This is a genomic window from Nocardioides sp. LML1-1-1.1, from assembly GCF_040676175.1.
Taxonomy (GTDB): Bacteria; Actinomycetota; Actinomycetes; order Propionibacteriales; family Nocardioidaceae; genus Nocardioides.
Window position 1 is genome coordinate 134,970 of record NZ_JBEGHK010000007.1, and the last position, 21,497, is coordinate 156,466.

General features: G+C 72.9%; 17 protein-coding genes. 11 read left to right on the top strand and 6 right to left on the bottom strand.

The features are described 5' to 3' along the window. Positions 1-17 precede the first annotated feature (17 nt). Positions 18-1,490, top strand: a complete 1,473-nt coding sequence (locus MRBLML1_RS21710; RefSeq protein ID WP_364520015.1) for a S28 family serine protease — start codon at positions 18-20, stop codon at positions 1,488-1,490. A gap of 71 nt (positions 1,491-1,561) precedes the next feature. After that, on the top strand, positions 1,562-1,813 hold the full coding sequence (locus tag MRBLML1_RS21715) for a hypothetical protein (RefSeq protein WP_364520017.1): 252 nt from the start codon (positions 1,562-1,564) through the stop codon (positions 1,811-1,813). A 45-nt stretch (positions 1,814-1,858) separates the two neighbouring features. Here the strand turns inward: MRBLML1_RS21715 and glgP are convergent, their stop codons facing one another. Both glgP and MRBLML1_RS21725 read right to left on the bottom strand, forming a co-directional pair. Further along, entirely contained in the window at positions 1,859-4,444 is a 2,586-nt protein-coding gene (gene glgP, locus MRBLML1_RS21720; protein WP_364520019.1) for an alpha-glucan family phosphorylase, read from the bottom strand. Between the two features lie 171 nt (positions 4,445-4,615). After that, positions 4,616-5,209, bottom strand: coding sequence for a TetR/AcrR family transcriptional regulator (locus tag MRBLML1_RS21725; protein WP_364520021.1), 594 nt, complete (start codon positions 5,207-5,209; stop codon positions 4,616-4,618). A gap of 78 nt (positions 5,210-5,287) precedes the next feature. On the opposite strand from MRBLML1_RS21725, the gene MRBLML1_RS21730 reads away from it, so the two are divergent. The 7 genes from MRBLML1_RS21730 to MRBLML1_RS21760 are packed head-to-tail and all read left to right on the top strand — an operon-like array spanning position 5,288 to position 15,214. Beyond that, positions 5,288-6,226 (top strand): SDR family NAD(P)-dependent oxidoreductase, encoded by a 939-nt coding sequence (locus MRBLML1_RS21730; RefSeq protein ID WP_364520023.1) that lies wholly within the window; start codon positions 5,288-5,290, stop codon positions 6,224-6,226. After that, positions 6,223-7,788, top strand: coding sequence for an AMP-binding protein (locus MRBLML1_RS21735; RefSeq protein WP_364520025.1), 1,566 nt, complete (start codon positions 6,223-6,225; stop codon positions 7,786-7,788). Before MRBLML1_RS21730 ends, MRBLML1_RS21735 begins: the two co-directional genes overlap by 4 nt. Then, on the top strand, positions 7,785-8,912 hold the full coding sequence (locus MRBLML1_RS21740) for a lipase family protein (protein WP_364520027.1): 1,128 nt from the start codon (positions 7,785-7,787) through the stop codon (positions 8,910-8,912). The genes MRBLML1_RS21735 and MRBLML1_RS21740 overlap by 4 nt, the downstream gene beginning before the upstream one ends. 11 nt (positions 8,913-8,923) lie before the next feature. Continuing rightward, complete coding sequence (glp, locus tag MRBLML1_RS21745) at positions 8,924-10,147, top strand: gephyrin-like molybdotransferase Glp (RefSeq protein WP_364520029.1); 1,224 nt, start codon at positions 8,924-8,926, stop codon at positions 10,145-10,147. A 23-nt stretch (positions 10,148-10,170) separates the two neighbouring features. Continuing rightward, positions 10,171-12,186, top strand: a complete 2,016-nt coding sequence (locus MRBLML1_RS21750; RefSeq protein WP_364520031.1) for a maltotransferase domain-containing protein — start codon at positions 10,171-10,173, stop codon at positions 12,184-12,186. Next, positions 12,183-13,889, top strand: coding sequence for a maltose alpha-D-glucosyltransferase (treS, locus tag MRBLML1_RS21755; RefSeq protein WP_364520033.1), 1,707 nt, complete (start codon positions 12,183-12,185; stop codon positions 13,887-13,889). Before MRBLML1_RS21750 ends, treS begins: the two co-directional genes overlap by 4 nt. Then, positions 13,886-15,214, top strand: a complete 1,329-nt coding sequence (locus MRBLML1_RS21760; RefSeq protein ID WP_364520035.1) for a maltokinase N-terminal cap-like domain-containing protein — start codon at positions 13,886-13,888, stop codon at positions 15,212-15,214. The genes treS and MRBLML1_RS21760 overlap by 4 nt, the downstream gene beginning before the upstream one ends. Positions 15,215-15,228: 14 nt before the next feature. Here the strand turns inward: MRBLML1_RS21760 and MRBLML1_RS21765 are convergent, their stop codons facing one another. Continuing rightward, entirely contained in the window at positions 15,229-16,128 is a 900-nt protein-coding gene (locus MRBLML1_RS21765; RefSeq protein ID WP_364520037.1) for a LysR family transcriptional regulator, read from the bottom strand. A gap of 84 nt (positions 16,129-16,212) precedes the next feature. Here MRBLML1_RS21765 and MRBLML1_RS21770 point away from each other — a divergent pair, with 84 nt between their 5' ends. Continuing rightward, positions 16,213-17,430 carry an MFS transporter gene (locus tag MRBLML1_RS21770; protein WP_364520039.1) on the top strand — a complete coding sequence of 406 codons (1,218 nt, stop codon included), beginning with the start codon at positions 16,213-16,215 and terminating at the stop codon, positions 17,428-17,430. Positions 17,431-17,452: 22 nt separating this feature from the next. Here the strand turns inward: MRBLML1_RS21770 and MRBLML1_RS21775 are convergent, their stop codons facing one another. From MRBLML1_RS21775 to MRBLML1_RS21785, 3 genes are read right to left on the bottom strand one after another with little or no spacing between them, the layout of a single operon-like run. Then, a complete protein-coding gene (locus MRBLML1_RS21775; protein ID WP_364520041.1) occupies positions 17,453-18,706 on the bottom strand; it encodes a multidrug effflux MFS transporter in 1,254 nt (417 codons plus the stop codon). A 30-nt stretch (positions 18,707-18,736) separates the two neighbouring features. Continuing rightward, the gene (locus tag MRBLML1_RS21780) at positions 18,737-18,943 is read right to left on the bottom strand and encodes a helix-turn-helix domain-containing protein (protein ID WP_364520043.1); all 207 of its coding nucleotides are present in this window, start codon (positions 18,941-18,943) and stop codon (positions 18,737-18,739) included. Next, positions 18,944-19,423 carry a DUF2975 domain-containing protein gene (locus tag MRBLML1_RS21785; RefSeq protein WP_364520045.1) on the bottom strand — a complete coding sequence of 160 codons (480 nt, stop codon included), beginning with the start codon at positions 19,421-19,423 and terminating at the stop codon, positions 18,944-18,946. A 133-nt stretch (positions 19,424-19,556) separates the two neighbouring features. Between MRBLML1_RS21785 and glgB the strand changes: the two genes are divergently transcribed. After that, positions 19,557-21,473 (top strand): 1,4-alpha-glucan branching protein GlgB, encoded by a 1,917-nt coding sequence (gene glgB / locus MRBLML1_RS21790; RefSeq protein ID WP_364520047.1) that lies wholly within the window; start codon positions 19,557-19,559, stop codon positions 21,471-21,473. Positions 21,474-21,497: the final 24 nt, after the last annotated feature.

Here is a 21,497-nt window from a genome sequence, read left to right on the forward strand (position 1 = left end):
CTCTCGGGAGGTCACCCATGCCCCGCCTCAGGTCCGCCCTCGGCGCCGTGCTCACCACGGCCGTCGCGACGGCCGGTCTCACCCTCAGCCCCGCCGTCTCCGCTCCCCCGTCCGGCCCGGCCGCGCCCACCGCGCAGGCGCCGGCCACCGCCGACATCCGCGACCAGGTCGCCGCGCTGCCCGGGGTCACCTCGGTGACCGAGGCGACCGCGCCCGCCGGCTACCGGTTCTTCAAGATCACCTTCCGCCAGCCGGTCGACCACCGGCACCCGAGGGCCGGCACCTTCGAGCAGCGGCTCTCGCTGCTGCACAAGGACACCGCCCGGCCGATGGTGATGTACACGAGCGGCTACAACCTGTCCGCCAACCCGAGCCGCAGCGAGCCGACGCAGATCGTCGACGGCAACCAGCTGAGCATGGAGTACCGCTTCTTCGAGCCCTCGATCCCCGCGAAGCCGGACTGGCCGAAGCAGCTCACCATCTGGCAGGCCGCCTCCGACCAGCACCGGATCATCAAGTCCTTCCAGCGGCTCTACCGCGAGAACTGGCTCACCACCGGCGGCTCCAAGGGCGGGATGACCGCGACCTACCACCGCCGCTTCTTCCCGGCCGACGTCGACGGCACCATCCCCTACGTCGCCCCGAACGACGTCGACAACGACCGCGACGCCTACAACCGCTTCCTCGCCAACGTCGGCACCGACCCGGCCTGCCGCGCGGCGCTCACCGCCGTGCAGCGCCGGATCCTCGGCCCCGACCGCGCCTGGTTCCTCGAGCGCACCCGGCAGGACGCCGAGGCCACCGGCGACACCTGGAACGTCCTCGGCAGCCTGGACCGCGGCATGGAGACCGCCGTCGTCGACCTGTACTTCACGTTCTGGCAGTACTCCCCGCAGTCCGCCTGCGCCGACGTACCGGGGCCGGACGCGACGAAGGAGCAGGTCTGGGACTGGACCCAGGGCGTCGTACCGCTCACGGGGTATCTGGACCAGGGCCTGCTCGGCACGCTCGCGTACTACTACCAGGCCGCCTACCAGCTCGGCTGGTACGAGGCCTACGAGGCGCCGCTCGCCGACGTCCTGCACTTCCCGGGCGGCTGGGGTGGCGCGAACTTCGTGCCCGCCGAGCTCAAGCCGATCCGCTTCGACCGCCGCGCGATGCCCGACATCGACCGCTGGGTGCGCACCCGCTCCACGAACATGCTCTACGTCTACGGCGGCAACGACCCGTGGGGCGCCGAGCAGTTCACCTGCGGCAAGCGCGCCGAGCGCCGCGAGTGCTCCGTGCACGTCGTCGCCGGCGGCACCCACGGCGCCCGGATCGCCCAGCTGCCCGAGGCCGAGCGGCTGAAGGTCACCGCCCAGATCCTCGACTGGGCCGGGCTCGGCTCCTCCGACAAGGCGTCGAAGGCGGTCGCCGGTGACGGCCGGCCGGTGCGGAACGCCAAGCTCGACCGGACGCCGGACTACCTGCGGCCGCTGGGTCGCTGAGCGCCTCGTCCCGCCCGGCTGGATGGCCGGGCGGGACGGGTGGCTGGAAAGGGAATCGAGGTGAGGGCTGCATGGTGACGAACCGGTCGGCTCTGGAGGAACTCCTCGCTCACGAGCTGGACGAGTCCATGCGATCGGAGCTCCTCGAGGCGATGCATCGACTGCAGGCAGGGGTACGCGAGTTCACCTCGAACACCTTCAATATCCGCCTCGACATGGACGCATCGACCGCCACCATCGATGACGAGCTGGACGTCGATCGCCAGTCCGTTGTCAGCCTCCGAGAGCTCAGGTCGTTGCTGAGCGACCAGGAGGCTGAGTGAGCCGGTGGAGCGCAGGCAGCTCGGAAGAGCCCGCGGCGAGCTGACTCACGCCAGCGCCACGACCCCCAGTTCCGCCGGAGCGACCACCAACGCATGCTTCGGTACGACGCGCACGGTGTAGCCGAACGGCCCCGGCCGCCCGAGCTCGATGTCCCCGTCGAAGCGGTGCCGTCCGCCGTCGTACGACTCGACGAGGCGCAGCGGCGTGACGGTCGGGTCGCGCAGGTCGTCCTCGGCATCGACGCGGCCGTGCAGGAGCTGGACCTCGACGTCGTCGGGGGCGAGGTCGCCGAGGGCGACGTAGGAGTGGACGGAGAGGCCGGCGCCGACCTCGGTGACGTCGCCGACGCCGTGGGCCTCGACGTGCTCGACGCGGACGCCGGACCAGGCGCCGCGGACCCGGGCCTTCCACTCGGCCAGCGACCGCGCCCCGTCGGGCACAGCGGCCAGGGACCGTGAGTAGGCGGCGGCGGGGGCGTAGAGGCGCTCGATGTAGTCGCGGACCATGCGGGTGGCGAGCACCTTGGGGCCGAGGTTGGCCCAGGTGTGGCGCAGCATCTCGACCCAGCGCAGCGGGACGCCCTCGGAGTCGACGTCGTAGAAGCGGGGGGCGACCTCGTTCTCGATGAGGTCGTAGAGGGCACCGGCCTCGAGGTCGTCGCGCTTGTCGGAGTAGTCCTCCAGTCCGTCGGCCGACGGGATCGGCCAGCCGAACTCGGGCTCGTACCACTCGTCCCACCAGCCGTCGAGGATCGACAGGTTGAGCCCGCCGTTGAGGGAGGCCTTCATGCCGGAGGTGCCGCACGCCTCGTAGGGCCGCAGCGGGTTGTTGAGCCACACGTCGCAGCCGGGGTAGAGCGGCTGCGCGAGCGCGATGTCGTAGTTGGGCAGGAAGACGATGCGGTGGCGCACGTCCTCGGCGTCGGCGAAGCGCACGAGCTCCTGGATCAGCCGCTTGCCGCCGTCGTCGGCCGGGTGCGCCTTGCCGGCGACGACCAGCTGGACCGGGCGCTCGGGGTGCAGCAGGAGCGACTTGAGCCGCTCGGGGTCGCGCAGCATCAACGTCAGGCGCTTGTACGACGGCACGCGCCGCGCGAACCCGATCGTCAGCACGTCGGGGTCGAGGGCCTCGTCGATCCAGCCGAGCTCGGCGGGCGCGGCACCGCGCTTCTCCCACGACTTGCGCAGCCGGCGCCGGGCGTCGGCGACGAGCCGCTCGCGCAGCGCCCGCTTGGTGCCCCACACGTCGGGGCCGGGCACCTTGTCGAAGGCGGCCCAGAAGGCCTCGGTGTCGTCACCCTCCGGGTCGCCGCCCTGGGCGGCGCCGAGCGCGAGCACCTCGGGCGCGACCCAGGTGGGGGCGTGCACGCCGTTGGTGATCGAGGTGATCGGGACCTCGGCCTCGTCGAAGGCGGGCCACAGGCCGTTGAACATGCCGCGGCTGACGTGCCCGTGCAGCTGCGAGACGCCGTTGGCGCGCTGCGCGAGCCGGAAGCCCATGACGGCCATGTTGAAGACGCCGGGGTCGCCGCCGTCGTAGTCCTCGGCGCCGAGGCCGAGCACCAGGTCGACGGGTACGCCAGGCATGGCGCCCTGGTCGCCGAGGTGCTGCTCGACGAGCTCGCGCGGGAAGCGGTCGATGCCGGCGGGGACGGGCGTGTGCGTGGTGAAGACGGTCGACGTGCGGCCGATCTCCAGCGCGGTGGCGAAGTCGACCTCTCCCCCGGCGGTGAGCTCGCGGATCCGCTCGACGCCGAGGAAGCCGGCGTGCCCCTCATTGGTGTGGAACACCTCGGGCGCGGGGGCGCCGGTGATCCGGGCGTAGGCACGCAGCGCTCGGACACCGCCGACACCGAGGAGCAGCTCCTGGCGCAGTCGGTGCTCGGTGTTGCCGCCGTAGAGCCGGTCGGTGACGAGCCGGTACTGCTCCGGGTTGGCCTCGAAGTCGGTGTCGAGCAGCAGCAGCGGGACCCGGCCGACGGAGGCCACCCAGACCTGCGCGAGCAGGCCGGGGCCGCCGGGCAGGCTCAGCGTGACGGTGGCGCGCTCGCCGTCCTCCTCGCGCAGCAGCGAGATCGGCAGCCCGTCGGGGTCGAGCACCGGGTAGGACTCGACCTGCCAGGCCTCGCGGGAGAGCGCCTGCTTGAAGTAGCCGTGGCGGTAGAGCAGCCCGACGCCGACGATCGGCGCGCCGAGGTCACTGGCCGCCTTGAGGTGGTCGCCGGCGAGGATGCCGAGACCGCCGGAGTACTGCGGCAGCACGGCGGTGATGCCGAACTCCGGGGAGAAGTAGGCGATCGAGGCCGGCCAGGTCTGCTCCGGCGCCGCGGCGGAGGCGCGCTGGTACCACCGCTCCCCCGTGAGGTACGACGCGAGGTCGGCGCGCACCTCGGCGACCCGCGCGACGTAGGCCTCGTCGGCGGCCAGCTCCGCCCACCGCTCGGCCGAGACCTCGCCGAGCAGGCGCAGCGGGTCGTGGCCCACCGCCAGCCAGCCGGCCGGGTCGATCTGGGCGAACAGCGCCTGGGTCGGCGGGTGCCACGACCAGCGCAGGTTGGCGGCGAGCTCACCGAGGCCGGCGAGCGCGTCGGGCAGGACGGGGCGGACCGTGAACCTCCGGATCGCACGCATGGGTCCGACGTTATCGAAGCCGACTTGAACGTTCCAACGGCCGGGCGTGGCGAGAAAGTCGGGACGAGGTCCCGTAACCCCGGGGGCCGGGCGCGGTTGTACCGGTCAGCGGACGGGTGAGGCGGGTCATGGGGGCTTCCTCACCCGTCCTGACTTTTTGCCTCGTGCGGCTCAGGCCGGCGCGACGGCGCGGAGCAGGTCGCGCAGCGGCCCGAGCATGCTGTCGTAGGTCACCGACGGGTCGATCAGGCGTCGTACGGACACCCCGATGACCAGGTTGACCAGCGCCTCGGCGACCGCGCCGGTCGGCACCATCGGTGCGAGCTCCGGCGGGACGAGGTGGGCCAGCGCCCGCTCGGCGAGGTCCCGGGCGGCGTCGTGGCGCTCCGCCTCCTCGGCGACCAGGCGCGGGTCGCTGCGGGCGTCGAGCGCGAACTCCAGCTCCAGCTGGGGCCACCCGCCGCCCAGCGCGGCCTCCGCCCAACCGACGAAGGCGTCGAGCTTGTCCTCGGGCCGGGCTCCTGCCTCCAGCGCGGCCTCCAGCGCCGCGATCTGCTCGGCCTGGATCTCGCGCAGCACGAGGAGCGCCAGGTCGGCCTTGCCCGCGACGTTCGAGTAGACGACCCCGGTGGAGAACCCGGCCTCCGCCGCGACCGCGGCGAGCGAGGTGGCGGCGTAGCCGTCGCGCAGGAACAGCCGGCGTGCGGAGGCCACCAGCAGCTCGCGGTTGCGGGACTGGCTCTCGGTCCGGGTGAGGCGGGGCACACCGGAACCCTATCCGTTGACGTCGTTGAAATAACGTGATTATCTGAATGACAACGTTACCTCGATGAAGGAGCCCGCATGGCACCGCGACTCTCGAAGGCCCGCGACCGGGTCGTCGACCGGGTGGTCAACTCCGCCCGGATCTCCGACGAGGCGGCGCTGCGCCGCGCGGTCGAGGGCAGGACGGTGCTGGTCACCGGGGCGTCCTTCGGCCTCGGCGAGGCCACCGCCCGGCTGCTCGCGCGGCACGGCGCGCACGTGCTCGTCGTCGCCCGCACGGCCGAGCGGCTGGAGGAGCTGGTGGCCGAGATCCGGGCCGCCGGCGGCTCCGCGACGGCGTACCCGGTCGACCTCGGCGACTTCGACGCCGTCGGCGACCTCGTCCGGCAGGTGCTGGCCGAGCACGGCGGCGTGGACGTCGTCGTCAACAACGCCGGCAAGTCGATGCGCCGTTCGCTGGACCTGCAGTACGAGCGCTTCCACGACTTCACCCGGATGACCAACGTCAACTACCTCGGCCCGGTCCGCCTGCTGCTCGGCCTGCTCCCCCACATGCGCGAGCGCGGCTCGGGGCTGGTCGTCAACGTCTCCACGATCGGGGTGCGGATCCCACCCGGTCCACGCTGGGGCGTCTACCAGTCCACCAAGACGGCCTTCGACGTGTGGCTGCGCTCGATCACGCCCGAGATCACGCCCGACGGCGTGGACGTCTCGACGATCTACATGACCCTCATCTACACCCGGATGAGCGCGCCGACACCGTCGATGCGCCGCCTGCCCGGGATGACCGCCGACGACGCCGCGTGGCTGGTGGCACGCTCGATCGTGAAGCGGGAGCGGGAGATCACGCCCTGGTGGGTGACCCCCGCACAGGCCACCGACGCCCTCGCCCGCCGCCCGATCGCCGCGGCGATGCGGGTGATGGCGCGCCACTCCGGCGACACCGCGAGCGCTCGCGGCGACGTACCGCTGCCGGACGCGCACCCGCGCGCCGAGGTGGGCGGCAAGGCCCGATGAAGGAGCTGCTGGCCGCCGCCGCGGTGCTGACCCGTGCCGGCGTCGTCCGGCCCGTCGGCCCGGTGCGGCTGGCCCGGATCGCGGCTCAGACGCGGCGCTGGGGCGCCTCTCCCGCGACCCTGGTCGGGGTGTCCGCGGTGCGCTGGCCGGACCGGGTCGCGATCGTCGACGACGGCGGCGAGCTCACCTACCGCGAGCTGTCCGAGCGCGCCGACGCGCTCGCCACCCACCTCGCCGACCGGTACGAGGTGCGCCCCAACCAGGGCGTCGCCGTGATGTGCCGCAACTCCCGCGCCGTGGTCGAGGGCATCCTCGCGGCCGGGCGGATCGGCGCGGACGTGCTGATGGTCAACACCGAGCTGCCCGCGGCCCAGCTCGGCGCGATCCTGGCCCGGCAGGAGCCCGCGGTCGTGCTCCACGACGACGACCTCACCGGGCGCCTCGCCGAGGCCGGACCTGACCTGCCGGCCCTGAGCCTGTGGGAGGACGGCCCGGTCGACCTGCCGCCGGCGAGCACGCCGCTCCCCCGGGTCCGCCGTCCGGGCCAGCTCGTGCTGCTCACCTCCGGCACGACCGGCGCACCCAAGGGCGTCCCGCGCACGCCGGAGCCGCTGTCGCTGCTGGGCATGGCGGCCAGCGCCGTGCACCGCCTCGGCCTGCGCACGGGCAGCACGATGCTGGTCAGCCCGCCGGCCTTCCACGGGATGGGCCTGGCCACGCTGCTGCTCGGGCTCGCCATGGGCGACACCGTGGTGCTGCAGCGCCGCTTCGACGCCGAGCAGGCCCTCGCCGCGATCCAGCGGCACCAGGTGACCGACCTGGTCGCGGTGCCCGCGATGCTCCAGCGGCTCAGCGCGCTGCCCGGCCTCGCCGGCCGCACCGGGTCGCTGCGCGCCGTGCTGTCCGGCGCCGCGCCGCTCAGCCCGAGCGTCGCCTCCGCCTTCATGGACGTCGTCGGCGACGTGCTGCACGACGGCTACGGCTCCTCGGAGATCGGCATCGTCACCTTCGCCACGCCCGCGGACCTGCGGGCCGCGCCGGGCACGGTCGGCCGGCCGGCCCTCGGCGCCTCGGTGCTCGTCCTCGACGAGGCCGGGCAGCGCGTGCCCACCGGCACGGTCGGCCAGGTCTTCGTGTCCAGCCCGATGACCTTCGACGGCTACACCGGCGGCGGCAGCAAGGACGTGCGGCACGGCCACCTCGCCAGCGGCGACCTCGGGCACCTCGACGCACGCGGCCGGCTGTTCATCGACGGCCGGGCCGACGACATGATCGTCTCCGGCGGCGAGAACGTCTTCCCGCAGCCCGTCGAGGACGCCCTGCTCGGGCACCCGGCCATCGCGGACGCGGCCGTCGTCGGCGTGCCGGACGAGGACTTCGGGCAGCGCCTGCGGGCCTACGTCGTCACCCGCGACGGCTACGACGAGGACGCTGTCCGCGCCCACCTGCGCGATCGGCTGGCGCGCTACGAGCTGCCGCGCGACATCGTCGTGGTGGCGGACCTGCCTCGCAACGCGACCGGCAAGGTCGTCAAGAGCCGACTCACCGAGGTGACCCGATGATGCGCACCGTCCTCGCCACCGTCGTGGCGCTCACCGCCCTCGCCGTGCCCGCGGCCGCCGAGCCCGCACGTCCCGGCGACCTGGTCGCGGCCACGCCGGTGAGCGTGCCGCTGCTGCCGGCGCGGGCCTGGCAGGTCCGCTACCGCTCGACGAACGCCACCGGCGGTGTCGACGTCGTCTCCGGCACGGTGCTCGTCCCGCGCACGCCCTGGACCGGTCGCGGCAGCCGCCCGGTCGTCGGCTTCGCCGTCGGCACCCAGGGACTCGCAGACCGGTGCGCGGCCTCCGCCCAGCTCCGCGCGGGCACCGAGTACGAGACGCCGCAGATCGCGCAGGCGCTGGCCCGCGGATGGGCCGTCGCGGTGACCGACTACCCCGGCCTGGGCACGCCGGGCGAGCACCCGTACGTCGTCACCCGCGCCCTCGGCCGGGCGGTCCTCGACTCGGTGCGGGCCGCCCGTCGGCTGCCCGGGGCGGGGCTGGCCCCGGACGGGCCGGTCGCGATCTACGGCTGGTCCGAGGGCGGTGGGGCCGCCGGCGGCGCGATCGAGCAGCAGCCGTCGTACGCCCCGGACGTGCGGATCACCGGTGCCGTCGTCGGCGCCGCGCCGTCGGACTTCGACGCCCTCCTGGAGCGCCACGACGGCAGCCCGTTCGCCTTCCTGCTCGCCTATGCCGCGAGCGGCTTCACCTCGGCGTACCCCGACGTCGACCTCGACCCGTACCTCACCCCGCTGGGCCGGCAGGTCGTCTCCTGGGTGCGGACCACCTGCATCTACGACGCGATCGCCGTCGGTCTCCTGCTGCCGAAGCAGCTCGCGCGCTACTTCACCGTGGACCCACGCACCATCCCCGCGTTCCGGCGCCGGATGGACGAGAACGAGCTGGGCCGGGTCGCGCCGCGGACACCGGTGCTGGTGAGCTACGCCCGGCAGGACGAGATCATGCCCTTCGCGATGGGCCAGGCGCTCTTCCACGCCTGGTGCGCCCGCGGCGCCGACGCGCGCTTCCTCGCCCTGCCGCTCGCCGAGCACGTCTCCGGCGCCGTGCTGCTCGCGCCGCAGGGGATGGCCTACCTCGCCGACCGCTTCGCGGGGAAGGCGGCGCCGGACGACTGCCCCTAGGCTGGCGGGCGATGAGCACCCAGCCGCGCCCCGTCGCCGACCACCAGCGCCATGTCGCCGATCTGCTCGCCCGCCCGGGCGCGTGGCCGACCGAGCGGGTGCCCCTCGACGCCGCGCGCGGGCGGGTGCTCGCCACGGCCGTGCGCGCCGAGGAGCAGCTGCCCGCCTTCGACAACTCCGGCATGGACGGGTACGCCGTCCGGGCGGCCGAGGTCGCCGCGGCGTCCGCCGAGCAGCCGGTCCGGCTGCCCGTGGCCGGTGACGTGCCGGCCGGGGCGCCCGTCAGCGACCTCGCTCCCGGCACCACGGTGCGGATCATGACCGGCGCCCCGGTCCCCCGCGGCGCCGACGCGGTGGTCGAGGTGGAGGTGACCGACGGCGGCACCGAGACCGTCGTGATCAGCGCGGCCCGGGACGTGGGCAGCTTCGTGCGACCCGCCGGTGGAGACGTCGCCGTCGGCGACGAGGTGCTCGCCGCGGGCGCCGTGCTCGGCGCCGCGCAGCTCGGCGTGCTCGCCGCGCTGGGCGTGCGCGAGGTGGAGGTCCGCCGCCGTCCGCGGGTGCTCGTGATCTCCACCGGCTCCGAGCTCGCCGAGGAGCCCGAGCCCGGCTCGGGCCAGATCCGCGACGCCAACGGGGTGCTGCTCTCGGCCGCGGTCGAGGACGCCGGCGCGGTCGCCGTACGACGGCTGTGGGTCGCCGACGACGTGGGCGGCTTCCTCGCCCGGATCGACGACGAGCTCTCGGGCGGCGACGTGGACCTCGTGCTCACCTCCGGCGGGGTGAGCGCCGGCGCCTACGAGGTGGTCAAGGACGCCCTCGGCCCGCGCGGGGTGGAGTTCGTCAAGGTCGCCATGCAGCCCGGGATGCCGCAAGGCTCGGGGCGGGTCGCCGGGGTGCCGGTGGTCTGCCTCCCGGGCAACCCGGTGAGTGCGCTGACGTCGTGGGAGGTCTTCGTGCGCCCGGCCCTGCGCGCGGCGTACGGGCACCCGCTGCCGCATCGCCCGGTGGTGCGCGCCCGGCTCACCGAGGCGCTCACGCCGCTGGCCGCGAAGCGGCAGTGGCGCCGCGGCCGGCTGGACCGCGCGAGCGGCGAGGTCACCCCCTGGGGACCGGCCGGATCCGGTTTTCTCGGGTGGTTCGCGGGAGCGGACGCACTGATCGACCTGTCTCCGGGTACCACGCCGCTGGCGCCGGGCGACACGGTCGACGTGTGGGACTTGGCCAACGGTTAGGACTCATCGATAGGTTCGGAGACATGGTCGGACGCATCCCCGTCATCGACGTACAGCCGGTGCTCGACACCGGCCCGACCGAGGGACCGCTGCCGGCGAAGGCCAGTGCCGGCGAGCCGTTCCCGGTCAGCGCCACGGTCTTCCGCGAGGGCCACGACAGGTTCGGCGCGGAGGTCGTGCTCGTCGACCCCGACGGCAACCGGCGACCACCGGTCCGGATGAGCCCGGTCGCCACGGTCGACCGGCACAGCGTCGACCGCCACCAGGCCTGGGTGACGCCCGACGTGGTCGGCTCGTGGGCCTTCGAGGTGCACGCCTGGGCCGACCCGGTCGCGACCTGGCAGCACGCCGCGGGCATCAAGATCCGCGCCGGGATCGACACCGAGCTGATGTTCGCCGAGGGCGTCCTGCTGCTCGAGCGGGTGCTCGCCGACGGCCTGGGCAAGGCCGAGAAGGCCACCGTCCAGGCGGCCGTCAAGGCCGCACGGGACACCGAACGGCCTGCCGAGGCCCGGCTCGCCCAGCTGGAGTCGCCCGAGCTGCGGGCCGTGCTGCTGGCCCACCCGCTGCGCGACCTGCTCACCATCAGCGGCCCCTACCCGGTCTACGCCGACCGGCCCCGGGCGCGCTACGCGAGCTGGTACGAGTTCTTCCCCCGCTCCGAGGGAGCGACGTACGACAAGGCGACCGGCGAGGTCGTCTCCGGCACGTTCGCGACGGCCGCCGAGCGCCTGCCCGCGGTGGCGGCGATGGGCTTCGACGTGATCTACCTGCCGCCGATCCACCCGATCGGCGAGGTCAACCGCAAGGGCCCGAACAACGCCGTCCTGCCCGACGACGAGGAGACGCCGGCCGACTGGGCGGGCTCGCCGTGGGCGATCGGCAGCAAGGACGGCGGGCACGACGCGATCCACCCGGACCTGGGCACCTTCGCCGACTTCGACGCCTTCGTCGCGGCCGCCGCGGAGTCGGGCCTGGAGGTGGCGCTCGACCTCGCCCTGCAGTGCGCGCCCGACCACCCGTGGGTCGCCGCGCACCCGGAATGGTTCACCACCCGCGCCGACGGCACGATCGCCTACGCGGAGAACCCGCCGAAGAAGTACCAGGACATCTACCCGATCAACTTCGACGACGACCCCGAGGGCATCGCCAACGAGGTGCTGCGCGTGGTGCGGCTGTGGATGTCCCACGGCGTGCGCACCTTCCGCGTCGACAACCCGCACACCAAGCCGGTCGCGTTCTGGCAGTGGCTGCTGGGTGAGGTACGACGCACCGACCCCGACGTCGTCTTCCTCTCCGAGGCCTTCACCAAGCCGCCGATGCTGCAGACCCTCGGTGCGATCGGCTTCCACCAGTCCTACACCTACTTCACGTGGCGCACGGAGAAGGAGGAGATCGAGGACTACCTGCGCGAGGTGAGCACCGAGTCGGCCCACCGGGTGCGGCCGAACTTCTTCGTCAACACCCCCGACATCCTCCACGAGTTCCTGCAGTACGGCGGCCCGCCGGCCTTCAAGATCCGGGCCGCGCTGGCGGCGATGTCCTCGCCGCTGTGGGGGATGTACGCCGGCTACGAGCTCGGCGAGCACGTGGCCGTGCGCCCGGGCAGCGAGGAGTACCTCGACTCCGAGAAGTACCAGGTCCGGGTGCGGGACTGGGCCGCCGCGACGGCGCCCGGCACGATCGGGGCCGACCTCACGGCGTACGTCAGCCGGCTGAACGCGATCCGCCGCGCGCACCCCGCGCTGCAGCTGCTGCGCAACCTCACGGTGCACGAGACGAACGACGAGCACATCCTGTGCTTCTCCAAGACCGCCGGTGCCGACCGGGTGGTCGTGGTGCTCAACCTCGACCCGCACCAGGCCCACGAGGCGATGGTCCACCTCGACCTGGCCGCGCTGGGCATGCTGCCCGGGGCGTCGTACACGGTCGAGGACGAGGTCACCAGGAGCAGCTGGACGTGGGGTGAGGACAACTACGTCCGGCTCACCCCCGCGGAGCCGGCGCACATCCTCGTGGTGAAGGGAGCAGGCGCATGAGCGAGGCCACGACCGGGTCGATCGTGCTGGGCGAGGAGCCGGAGTGGTTCCGCACCGCGGTCTTCTACGAGGTGCTGGTGCGCTCCTTCCGCGACGCCGACGCCGACGGGACGGGCGACTTCCGCGGGCTCACGGAGAAGCTCGACTACCTGCAGTGGCTGGGCGTCGACTGCCTGTGGGTGCCGCCGTTCTTCACCTCGCCGCTGCGCGACGGCGGCTACGACGTCGCCGACTACACCGACATCCTCCCCGAGTGCGGCACGGTCGACGACTTCCACGCCTTCCTCGACGCCGCGCACGAGCGCGGCATCCGGGTGATCATCGACTTCGTCATGAACCACACCAGTGACGCGCACCCGTGGTTCCAGGCCTCCCGCAACGACCCCGACGGCCCCTACGGCGACTTCTACGTCTGGTCCGACACCGACGAGCTCTACCAGGACGCGCGGATCATCTTCGTCGACACCGAGCCGTCGAACTGGACCTGGGACCAGACCCGGGGGCAGTACTACTGGCACCGCTTCTTCCACCACCAGCCGGACCTCAACTTCGACAACCCGAAGGTGCAGGACGCGATGCTGGAGGCGATGGCCTTCTGGCTCGACATGGGCCTCGACGGCTTCCGGCTGGACGCGGTGCCCTACCTCTACGAGCGCCCGGGCACCAACGGCGAGAACCTTCCCGAGACGCACGAGATGCTCAAGAAGGTGCGCCGGTTCGTCGACGACAACTACCCCGGCCGGGTGCTGCTGTGCGAGGCCAACCAGTGGCCGACCGACGTGGTGGAGTACTTCGGCGACCCCGAGGTGGGCGGCGACGAGTGCCACATGGCCTTCCACTTCCCGGTGATGCCGCGCATCTTCATGGCCGTGCGGCGCGAGTCCCGTTTCCCGATCTCGGAGATCATGGAGCAGACCCCGGACATCCCGTCGGGCTGCCAGTGGGGCATCTTCCTGCGCAACCACGACGAGCTGACCCTGGAGATGGTCACCGACGAGGACCGCGACTACATGTGGGGCGAGTACGCCAAGGACCCCCGCATGAAGGCCAACATCGGCATCCGCCGCCGGCTCGCGCCGCTGCTCGACAACGACACCAACCAGATCGAGCTGTTCACGGCCCTGCTGCTCTCGCTGCCCGGCTCCCCCGTCCTCTACTACGGCGACGAGATCGGGATGGGCGACAACATCTGGCTCGGTGACCGTGACGGCGTCCGTACGCCGATGCAGTGGACCCCCGACCGCAACGCGGGCTTCTCCGCGGCCACCCCCGGCAAGCTGCACCTGCCGGCGATCCAGGACCCGGTCTACGGCTACCAGAGCGTCAACGTCGAGGCGCAGCTGGAGAACCCCTCCTCGCTGCTGCACTGGACCCGCCGGATGATCCACATCCGCCGCCAGCACGACGCCTTCGGCCTCGGCACCTTCGAGGACCTGGGCGGCTCCAACCCGACCGTGCTGTCCTACGTGCGCGAGCTGCCCGACGGCTCCGACGTGATCCTGTGCGTCAACAACCTGTCCCGCTTCCCGCAGCCCGTCGAGCTGGACCTGCGCCGCTTCGAGGGCCGGGTGCCAGTGGAGCTGATCGGCGGGGTGCCCTTCCCGCGGATCGGCGAGCTCCCGTATCTGCTGACCCTGAGTGGGCACGGCTTCTACTGGTTCCGGCTCACCGATCCGGACACGACCGGGAGGCCCGTGCTGTGATCGACTCCTTCCTCGCCCGCAGCCGGTGGTTCGGCGGCAAGGGGCGGACGTTCACGGTCACCGGGACCACCGAGGTCGGCAGCCTCGGCACCTCCCCCGAGGTCGTCGTGCTGCTCGTCGAGGTCACCTACCCTTCGACGGGCTCGGGGCAGGCGGACGAGGTGGAGATCTACCAGGTCCCCCTCGCCCTCTACGACGCGCCGCAGGACCGCATCGAGCACGCCCTGGTCGGCACCTGGGAGGGCCGCACCGCGTACGACGCCGTGCAGGACCGGGACGCGATGGCGGCGTACCTGCGAGCCTTCGGCGACCCGCCGGACGGGCCGATCCGGTTCGTGCGCATCGAGGGCCACGACCTCGACCTGGACGCCCCGGGCAGCCCGTTCAGCGGCGAGCAGTCGAATTCCTCGGTGTTCTTCGGTGAGGACTCGGTGCTCAAGCTGTTCCGCAAGGTGACCCCGGGCGAGAACCCCGACGTCACCACGCACCGTGCCCTCACCGAGGCCGGCTCCCCGCACATCGCCGCGCTCTACGGCTGGATCGAGCACGAGGACCTGCAGCTCGGCATGCTGCAGCAGTTCCTGCGCACCGCCTCCGACGGCTGGGGCCAGGCGCTGGCCAGCGTGCGCGACCTGTTCGCCGAGGCCGACCTGCATGCCGAGGAGGTCGGCGGCGACTTCGCCGGCGAGGCCGCCCGGCTCGGCGAGGCGCTCGCCGAGGTGCACGCCCAGCTCCGCGACGCCTTCCCCACCTCCACCACGTCGGCGTCGGTGCTCGCCGAAGTGATGACCCAACGCCTGGACGCGGCGATCGGCGTGGTGCCGGAGCTGGCCGAGCACGCCGACGGCGCGCGGGACCTCTTCGCCGCGGTCGCCGGACTCGGCGAGATCCCGGTGCAGCGGGTCCACGCCGACCTCCACCTCGGCCAGACACTGCGCACCGTCAACGGCTGGAAGTTCGTGGACTTCGAGGGCGAGCCCGCCAAGACCCTCGCCGAGCGGCTGCTCCCCGACTCGCCGTGGCGCGACGTCGCCGGGATGACCCGCTCCTTCGACTACGCCCCGCACGCCGTGGCGGCCTCGCTGCCCGAGGAGGACCCCGACGTGCTGCACCAGCGCGCGATCCGGGCCGGTGAGTGGGCGCGTCGCAACCGCAAGGCGTTCCTCGCGGCCTACTGCGGCGAAGGTGGGCTGGGCCCGGCCGACCGCACCCTGCTGACGGCGTACGTCGTCGACAAGGCCGTCTACGAGTGCCTCTACGAGGCCCGCAACCGCCCGGCCTGGCTGCCGATCCCGCTCGCCGGGGTGGCCCGGCTCGTCGGCTGAGCGACTGCGTCGGCTCAGCCCGCGCGGCTCGCGGCGTCCGCGACGACCATCTCGGCCAGCCGGGCGGCGGCCGCGCTCGGCGTCCGGTCGGCGGGGGTCGCGAGACCGATCGGCCAGCTGAGGTCGGCGCCCTCGACGGTGCGGACCACGGTGCCGGCGCCCAGCCGCTCGGTGGTGAAGCGGGGCAGGATCGCGATGCCGAGCCCGTGCCGGACGTAGCTCGGCGCGGTGGCGATGTCGGCGACCTCGATGACCACCCGGCGCGCGACGCCGGCGGCCTCGAAGGCTCGGTCGACCACGCCGCGGTTGCCGAAGCCGAGTGGCGAGTCGACGAAGTCGCGCTCGGCGAGGTCGGCCACGCTGATCCGGCGGCGGTCCGCGAGCGGGTCGTCGAGCGGCAGCACCAGGTCCATCGGCACGGCACCGAGGTCGGTCAGCCGCACCCCCGTGGGCCGCGGGCCGGGGACCGACACGAAGGCCAGGTCGAGACGTCGTTCGGCCACCGAGGCGACGAGGCCACTGGACCCGGAGGGCGCGGCGCTGAGGCGCAGCGCCACGCCGGGGTGGGCGTGGTGGAAGCGCGCCAGCAGGGCCGGCACGTCGAGCCAGCCCACCGAGGTCAGCATCCCCACCCGCACGGTCCCGCGAAGGCCGCCCTCGGCCGCGGCGACCGCCTCGCGGCCGTCGCGGGCCGCGTCCAGGCTGGCCCGGGCGTGCGGCAGCAGCACGGCACCGGCGTCGGTGAGCCCGACCCTGCGTGAGGTCCGCTCCAGCAGCACGGTGCCGAGCTCGCGCTCCAGGGCCTTGACCCCGGCGGAGACGGCTGACTGCACGACGTGCAGCCGGGCGGCGGCCGCGGTGAAGCTGCCCTCCTCGGCGACCGCGACGAAGTAGTCCAGGTGGCGCAGCTCCATGCCGACCAATCTATCGCTTCTGATGATAGATCAATGCATTATTCTTCGTTGGACGTGATGGCTTGCGCGCGGCAGGCTGGAGCCATGACGATCACCGCGCCCGCTCCGCCGACCACGCCCCGCACCACCGGGCACGGCCGCGGCTTCTGGTACGTCGCCTTCGCCTTCCTCGTCGCGATGGCGTTCTCGACCGTGCCGGCCCCGCTCTTCCCCGTCTACCAGGAGCGCGACGGCTTCTCGACGTTCATGATCACCGTGGTCTTCGCGGCCTACGCCGTCGGCGTCGCCACCGCGCTGGTGCTCGCCGGCCACGTCTCGGACTGGCTCGGGCGGCGGCGGGTGCTCGTGCCCGCGCTCGTCCTGGAGCTGGTCGCGGCTGTGCTCTTCCTCAGCGGCACCGACCTCGCCACGCTGCTGGTCGCGCGCTTCGTCAACGGCCTCGGCGTCGGGATGCTGACCGCGACCGCCACCGCCGCGCTCGCCGACCTCGACGCCCGGCACCGCCCGGGCGCCGGGCCGCGCCGCTTCGAGGTGGTCTCGACGACCGTCAACATCGGCGGCCTCGGCGCCGGCGCCCTGCTCACCGGCGTCCTCGCCGAGTGGGCGCCCGCTCCCCTGCGGACCGCGTACGTCGTGTTCGTGGCCCTCGTCGCCGCCGCGATCGCCGCGGTGGCGCTCACCCCGGAGACCGTCGAGCGCCCGGCCGAGCGGCCGGCGTACCGTCCCCAGCGGCCGCGGGCCGACCACCGCGACCCGCGCACCTGGCTCGCGGCGGTGCTGTCCGGATTCGTGGCCTTCGGGGTGTTCGGGCTGTTCACCTCGGTGGCACCCGGCTTCGTCGCCGGCAGCCTCCACCACCCCTCACGGGCGCTGGCCGGGCTGGTCGTGTTCTCGGTCTTCGGCAGCGCGGCGCTCGCGCAGGCGACGAGCGGCGGCCTGTCCCTCGACCTGCGCCGCCGGGCCGGGCTGCTCAGTGTCGCCGCCGGCCTCGTCCTGCTGACCCTGGGCATGCACGCCGCCTCCCTGGGGCTTTTCCTGCTCGGCGGCGTGGTCGCCGGCGCGGGTGCCGGGCTGCTCTTCAAGTCCGCGGTGGGCGCGGTCGCCGGACTGGCCGCGCCGGCCGAGCGGGGCGAGGCGCTGGCCGGGCTCTTCCTCGTGGCCTACCTCGGGATGAGCGTGCCGGCCGTCGGCATCGGGCTGGCCGTGCGCGGCGTCAGCGCCGTGACGGCGATGTCCTGGCTGACCGTGCTGCTCGTCGCGCTGGTGGGCGTGGTCGGCGTGCTCGGGCGGCGCCGGCCCTGAGGATGACCCCGGACCCACGGGCTCACAGGAGCTCCACCGGCTCCCGCGCGTGCACGTCGGCGACCGCGCAGTCGCGGTCCTCGATCGCGCAGTGCCAGGCCCAGCACAGCTGCCCGGCCCCCACGCCGACGAGGGCGGCGGTGGCGAAGCCGAGTGCGCTCCCCAGGTACGGCGTGACGGCGACCGCCGTGACCGCGTTCAGGATCAGCGCCAGGAAGGACGACATCGACACCACGGCGCCGAGCCGGCCGGGGAAGAGGTCGAGGAGCAGCAGCTGCATCGTCGGATAGGTGATCCCGTTGCCGAGCGCGACCAGGCTGATCCCGACGACCGCCCAGGGCAGGTCGGTGGCGGCCGGCGAGGCTGCGACCAGGACACCGACGACACCGCCGACGAAGGAGGTCGTGCAGCCGATCGAGGTCAGCCGGCGGGCGGTGATCCGGCCCGCTGCGCGGCCGCACAGCCAGGAGCCGAGCATCATGCAGCCGATCATCGGCACGAAGAGCTTCCAGAAGTCGAGCTCGCCCTGGCCGAGCACGTCGACGACGAAGATCGCGGCCCCGCCGATGTAGAGGAACTGCGCTCCGAAGATCAGCGCGGTCGACCATGCCAGCCGGTGGAAGGCAGGCCGGCGGGCGACCGCGGCGAGGCCACCGAGGACCTCCCCCACCCGCAGCGAGGTACGACGCTCGCGGGGATGCGTCTCGGGCAGGAGCAGCACCACGGCGAGCACCAGCGCCACGCCCAGCACGGCCTGGAAGACGAAGATGAGCGGCCAGTCGCCGAGCTGGAGGACGAGGCCGCCGATGATCGGCCCGATGGCCGGCGCGATGCCGAAGATGACCGCGACCCGGCTCATCAGCCGCTGTGCCGTCGCGCCCTCGAACAGGTCGCGGATGACGGTGCGGCTGACGATGGTCGCCCCGCCCGCGCTGAGGCCCTGGAAGGCACGGCCGACGAGGAGCAGGACCAGGTTGGGCGCGAAGGCGCAGGCGATCGAGGCGGCGACGTAGACGGCCATCGAGACGACCATCACCGGGCGTCGTCCGACGGCGTCGGAGATCGGGCCGTGCAGCACGCTCATCGCGGCGAAGGCGGCGAGGTAGACGGTCACCACGAGCTGCAGCTGGCCGGCCGTCGCCGGGAGCTCGCGGCCCATCTGGGCGAACGCCGGGAAGGGGGTGTCGATGCTGAAGGGGCCGATCATCGACAAGAACGCCAGCACACCCGGCACCAGCACCGTGAGCCGCCAGCCCAGCCGCTCCTCGCTCGTCACCGGTCCATCACACCAGACCCGCGCGGCGACTCAGTCCTCGACGTACTCGAGCAGGTCGCCGGGCTGGCACTCCAGCACCCGGCACATCGCCTCCAGGGTGCTGAAGCGCACGGCCTTGGCCCGGCCGTTCTTGAGCACCGCGACGTTGGCCGGGGTGAGCCCGACCTGCTCGGCGAACTCCCCCACGCTCATCTTGCGACGGGCCAGCTCGACGTCGATCCGGACGACGATCGCCACTCAGATCACCGCGTCCAGGTCGGTGCGCAGGTCGGTCGCCTGCCGCAGCAGCTCGCGCATCACGATCATGAGCAGCCCGAGCGCGCCCGCGCAGAGCAGCAGGAGGGTCAGCAGCAGCGGTGCCCCCGGGTCGTCCCAGTAGCCGGCGAGCCCGAGGAGGACGCCGGCCATCAGCAGCCAGCCGACGCCGATGGCGACCACGATCGCGTCCACCCAGCGCATCGAGGCGCGGGTGAAGATCCGGTCCTCGGCGACCATCGTCAGCAGCCGCCAGGTGCACACGATGACGACCTGCACGCAGGCGATGACGAGCACCGCCACGATGGTCAGCGGCCAGCGGAGCTCGGCGTCCTCGGGGTGTTGCTCGGCCTGGTGGCGGAACTGGCCGGGCATCGAGAGCACCTGGAAGACCACCAGCAGCGCGAAGGCCATCACGAGCACGGCGCGGAGCGGGAGGACCGCACGACGAACGAGAGTCATATGTCGACTGTCGCTCATTTCCTATCGAAAATCAATAGGCGGACGAGCCACGACTGACCGGCCACCTCCTGGGTACAGCCGGCGTGCAGGTGCCCACTGGGTCACCTCACCACCCGCCGCTAGACTCGAGAGGATGCCGCCCATCGTGCCGTCGACCCTCGGAGAGATCGATCTGCACCTCGTCGCGGAAGGCCGCCACGAGCTGCTGTGGCAAGCCCTCGGCGCCCACGTGCGCAGCGAGCCGGAGCACGGCACCAGCTTCGTGGTGTGGGCCCCCAACGCTCGCAACGTCAGCGTCATCGGCGAGTTCAACGGCTGGGACGGCAACGCCCACCGGATGACGCCGATCGGCAGCGGGCTGTGGGAGGCGTTCGTGCCCGGCGTGGGCTCCGGCGCGTCGTACAAGTACGTCGTGGAGGGCGCCGACGGCGTGTGGCGCCACAAGGCCGACCCGATGGCGTTCTACGCCGAGAAGCCGCCCGCCACCGCGTCCCGCGTCTTCGCCAGCAGTCACGAGTGGAGCGACGACGCGTGGCTCGCCGAGCGGGCCCGCAGGCAGCCGGTGAACGAGCCGATGGCGACCTACGAGCTGCACCTCGGCTCGTGGAAGAAGCACCCCGACGGCACCTTCTGGTCCTACGACGAGCTCGCCGCGGACCTGCCGGCCTACCTGGCCGACCTGGGCTTCACCCACGTCGAGCTGATGCCGGTCATGCAGCACCCGTTCGGCGGCTCGTGGGGCTACCACGTGACGTCGTACTTCGCCCCGGACGCCCGCTTCGGCGACCCCGACGGCTTCCGCCGGCTGGTCGACGCCCTGCACGCCGCCGGCATCGCGGTGGTCCTGGACTGGGTGCCGGGCCACTTCGCGACCGACGAGTGGGCGCTGGCCCGCTTCGACGGCACCGCGCTCTACGAGCACCCCGACCCCCAGCGCGGCTGGCACCCCGAGTGGGGCTCCTACATCTTCGACTTCGGCCGGCCCGAGGTCCGCAACTTCCTCGTCGCCAACGCGCTCTACTGGCTGGAGGAGTTCCACGTCGACGGGCTGCGCGTCGACGGCGTCGCCTCGATGCTCTACCTCGACTACGGGCGCAGCCACGGCGAGTGGCACCCCAACCGGTACGGCGGCCGCGAGCACCTCGAGGCGGTGCAGTTCCTGCAGGAGCTGAACGCCACGGCGTACAAGCGGGTGCCGGGCATCGTCACCATCGCCGAGGAGTCCACCGCGTGGCCCGGGGTCACCGGCGCCACCTCCGGCGGCGGGCTGGGCTTCGGCTTCAAGTGGAACATGGGCTGGATGCACGACAGCCTCGGCTACCTCGCCCACGAGCCGGTGCACCGTGCCTACCACCACGGCGAGATGACCTTCTCCCTCGTCTACGCCTTCTCCGAGAACTACGTGCTGCCGCTGAGCCACGACGAGGTCGTCCACGGCAAGGGCTCGCTGGTGCGCAAGATGCCCGGCGACCGCTGGCAGCAGCTCGCCACCCTGCGCGCCTACCTCGCGTTCATGTGGGCCCACCCGGGCAAGCAGCTGATCATGATGGGCAGCGAGTTCGCCCAGGAGTCGGAGTGGGCCGAGGCCCGCGAGCTCGACTGGTGGCTGCTCGCCAAGCCCGAGCACCGCGGGGTGCACGACTTCGTGCGCGACCTCAACGCCCGCTACCGCGACGAGCCCGCACTGTGGGCCCGCGACAACGACCCCGCCGGCTTCGCGTGGATCGACGCCCAGGACGCCGGGCACAACGTCTTCTCCTTCGTGCGCCGCTCCGGCCGGCCGGACGTTCCCGACGTGGTCTGCGTCGCGAACTTCGCCGCCGTCCCCCACGACTACCGGCTCGGCCTGCCCGTCGCCGGACCCTGGACCGAGCTGCTCAACACCGACGCCGTCCCCTACGGCGGCAGCGGGGTCGGCAACCTCGGCACCGTGCACGCGGAGGCCGCGGGGGCGATGGAGTCGGGGGCGCCCGGCGGCAGCGCGGCGTACGCCTCGCTCGTCGTACCGCCGCTGGCGACGCTGTGGCTGCGAGCGCCCTCCGGGCAATAGCCACCGGTCTACTAGGGTTCGGGG

Excerpts from the sequence above, each read along its gene's own strand:
- MRBLML1_RS21710 (WP_364520015.1), top strand. The coding sequence starts at position 18 with ATGCCCCGCCTCAGGTCCGCCCTCGGCGCCGTGCTCACCACGGCCGTC.
- MRBLML1_RS21715 (WP_364520017.1), top strand. The coding sequence starts at position 1,562 with ATGGTGACGAACCGGTCGGCTCTGGAGGAACTCCTCGCTCACGAGCTG.
- glgP (WP_364520019.1), bottom strand. The coding sequence starts at position 4,444 with ATGCGTGCGATCCGGAGGTTCACGGTCCGCCCCGTCCTGCCCGACGCG.
- MRBLML1_RS21730 (WP_364520023.1), top strand. The coding sequence starts at position 5,288 with ATGGCACCGCGACTCTCGAAGGCCCGCGACCGGGTCGTCGACCGGGTG.
- MRBLML1_RS21735 (WP_364520025.1), top strand. The coding sequence starts at position 6,223 with ATGAAGGAGCTGCTGGCCGCCGCCGCGGTGCTGACCCGTGCCGGCGTC.
- MRBLML1_RS21740 (WP_364520027.1), top strand. The coding sequence starts at position 7,785 with ATGATGCGCACCGTCCTCGCCACCGTCGTGGCGCTCACCGCCCTCGCC.
- glp (WP_364520029.1), top strand. The coding sequence starts at position 8,924 with ATGAGCACCCAGCCGCGCCCCGTCGCCGACCACCAGCGCCATGTCGCC.
- MRBLML1_RS21750 (WP_364520031.1), top strand. The coding sequence starts at position 10,171 with ATGGTCGGACGCATCCCCGTCATCGACGTACAGCCGGTGCTCGACACC.
- treS (WP_364520033.1), top strand. The coding sequence starts at position 12,183 with ATGAGCGAGGCCACGACCGGGTCGATCGTGCTGGGCGAGGAGCCGGAG.
- MRBLML1_RS21765 (WP_364520037.1), bottom strand. The coding sequence starts at position 16,128 with ATGGAGCTGCGCCACCTGGACTACTTCGTCGCGGTCGCCGAGGAGGGC.
- MRBLML1_RS21770 (WP_364520039.1), top strand. The coding sequence starts at position 16,213 with ATGACGATCACCGCGCCCGCTCCGCCGACCACGCCCCGCACCACCGGG.
- MRBLML1_RS21785 (WP_364520045.1), bottom strand. The coding sequence starts at position 19,423 with ATGACTCTCGTTCGTCGTGCGGTCCTCCCGCTCCGCGCCGTGCTCGTG.
- glgB (WP_364520047.1), top strand. The coding sequence starts at position 19,557 with ATGCCGCCCATCGTGCCGTCGACCCTCGGAGAGATCGATCTGCACCTC.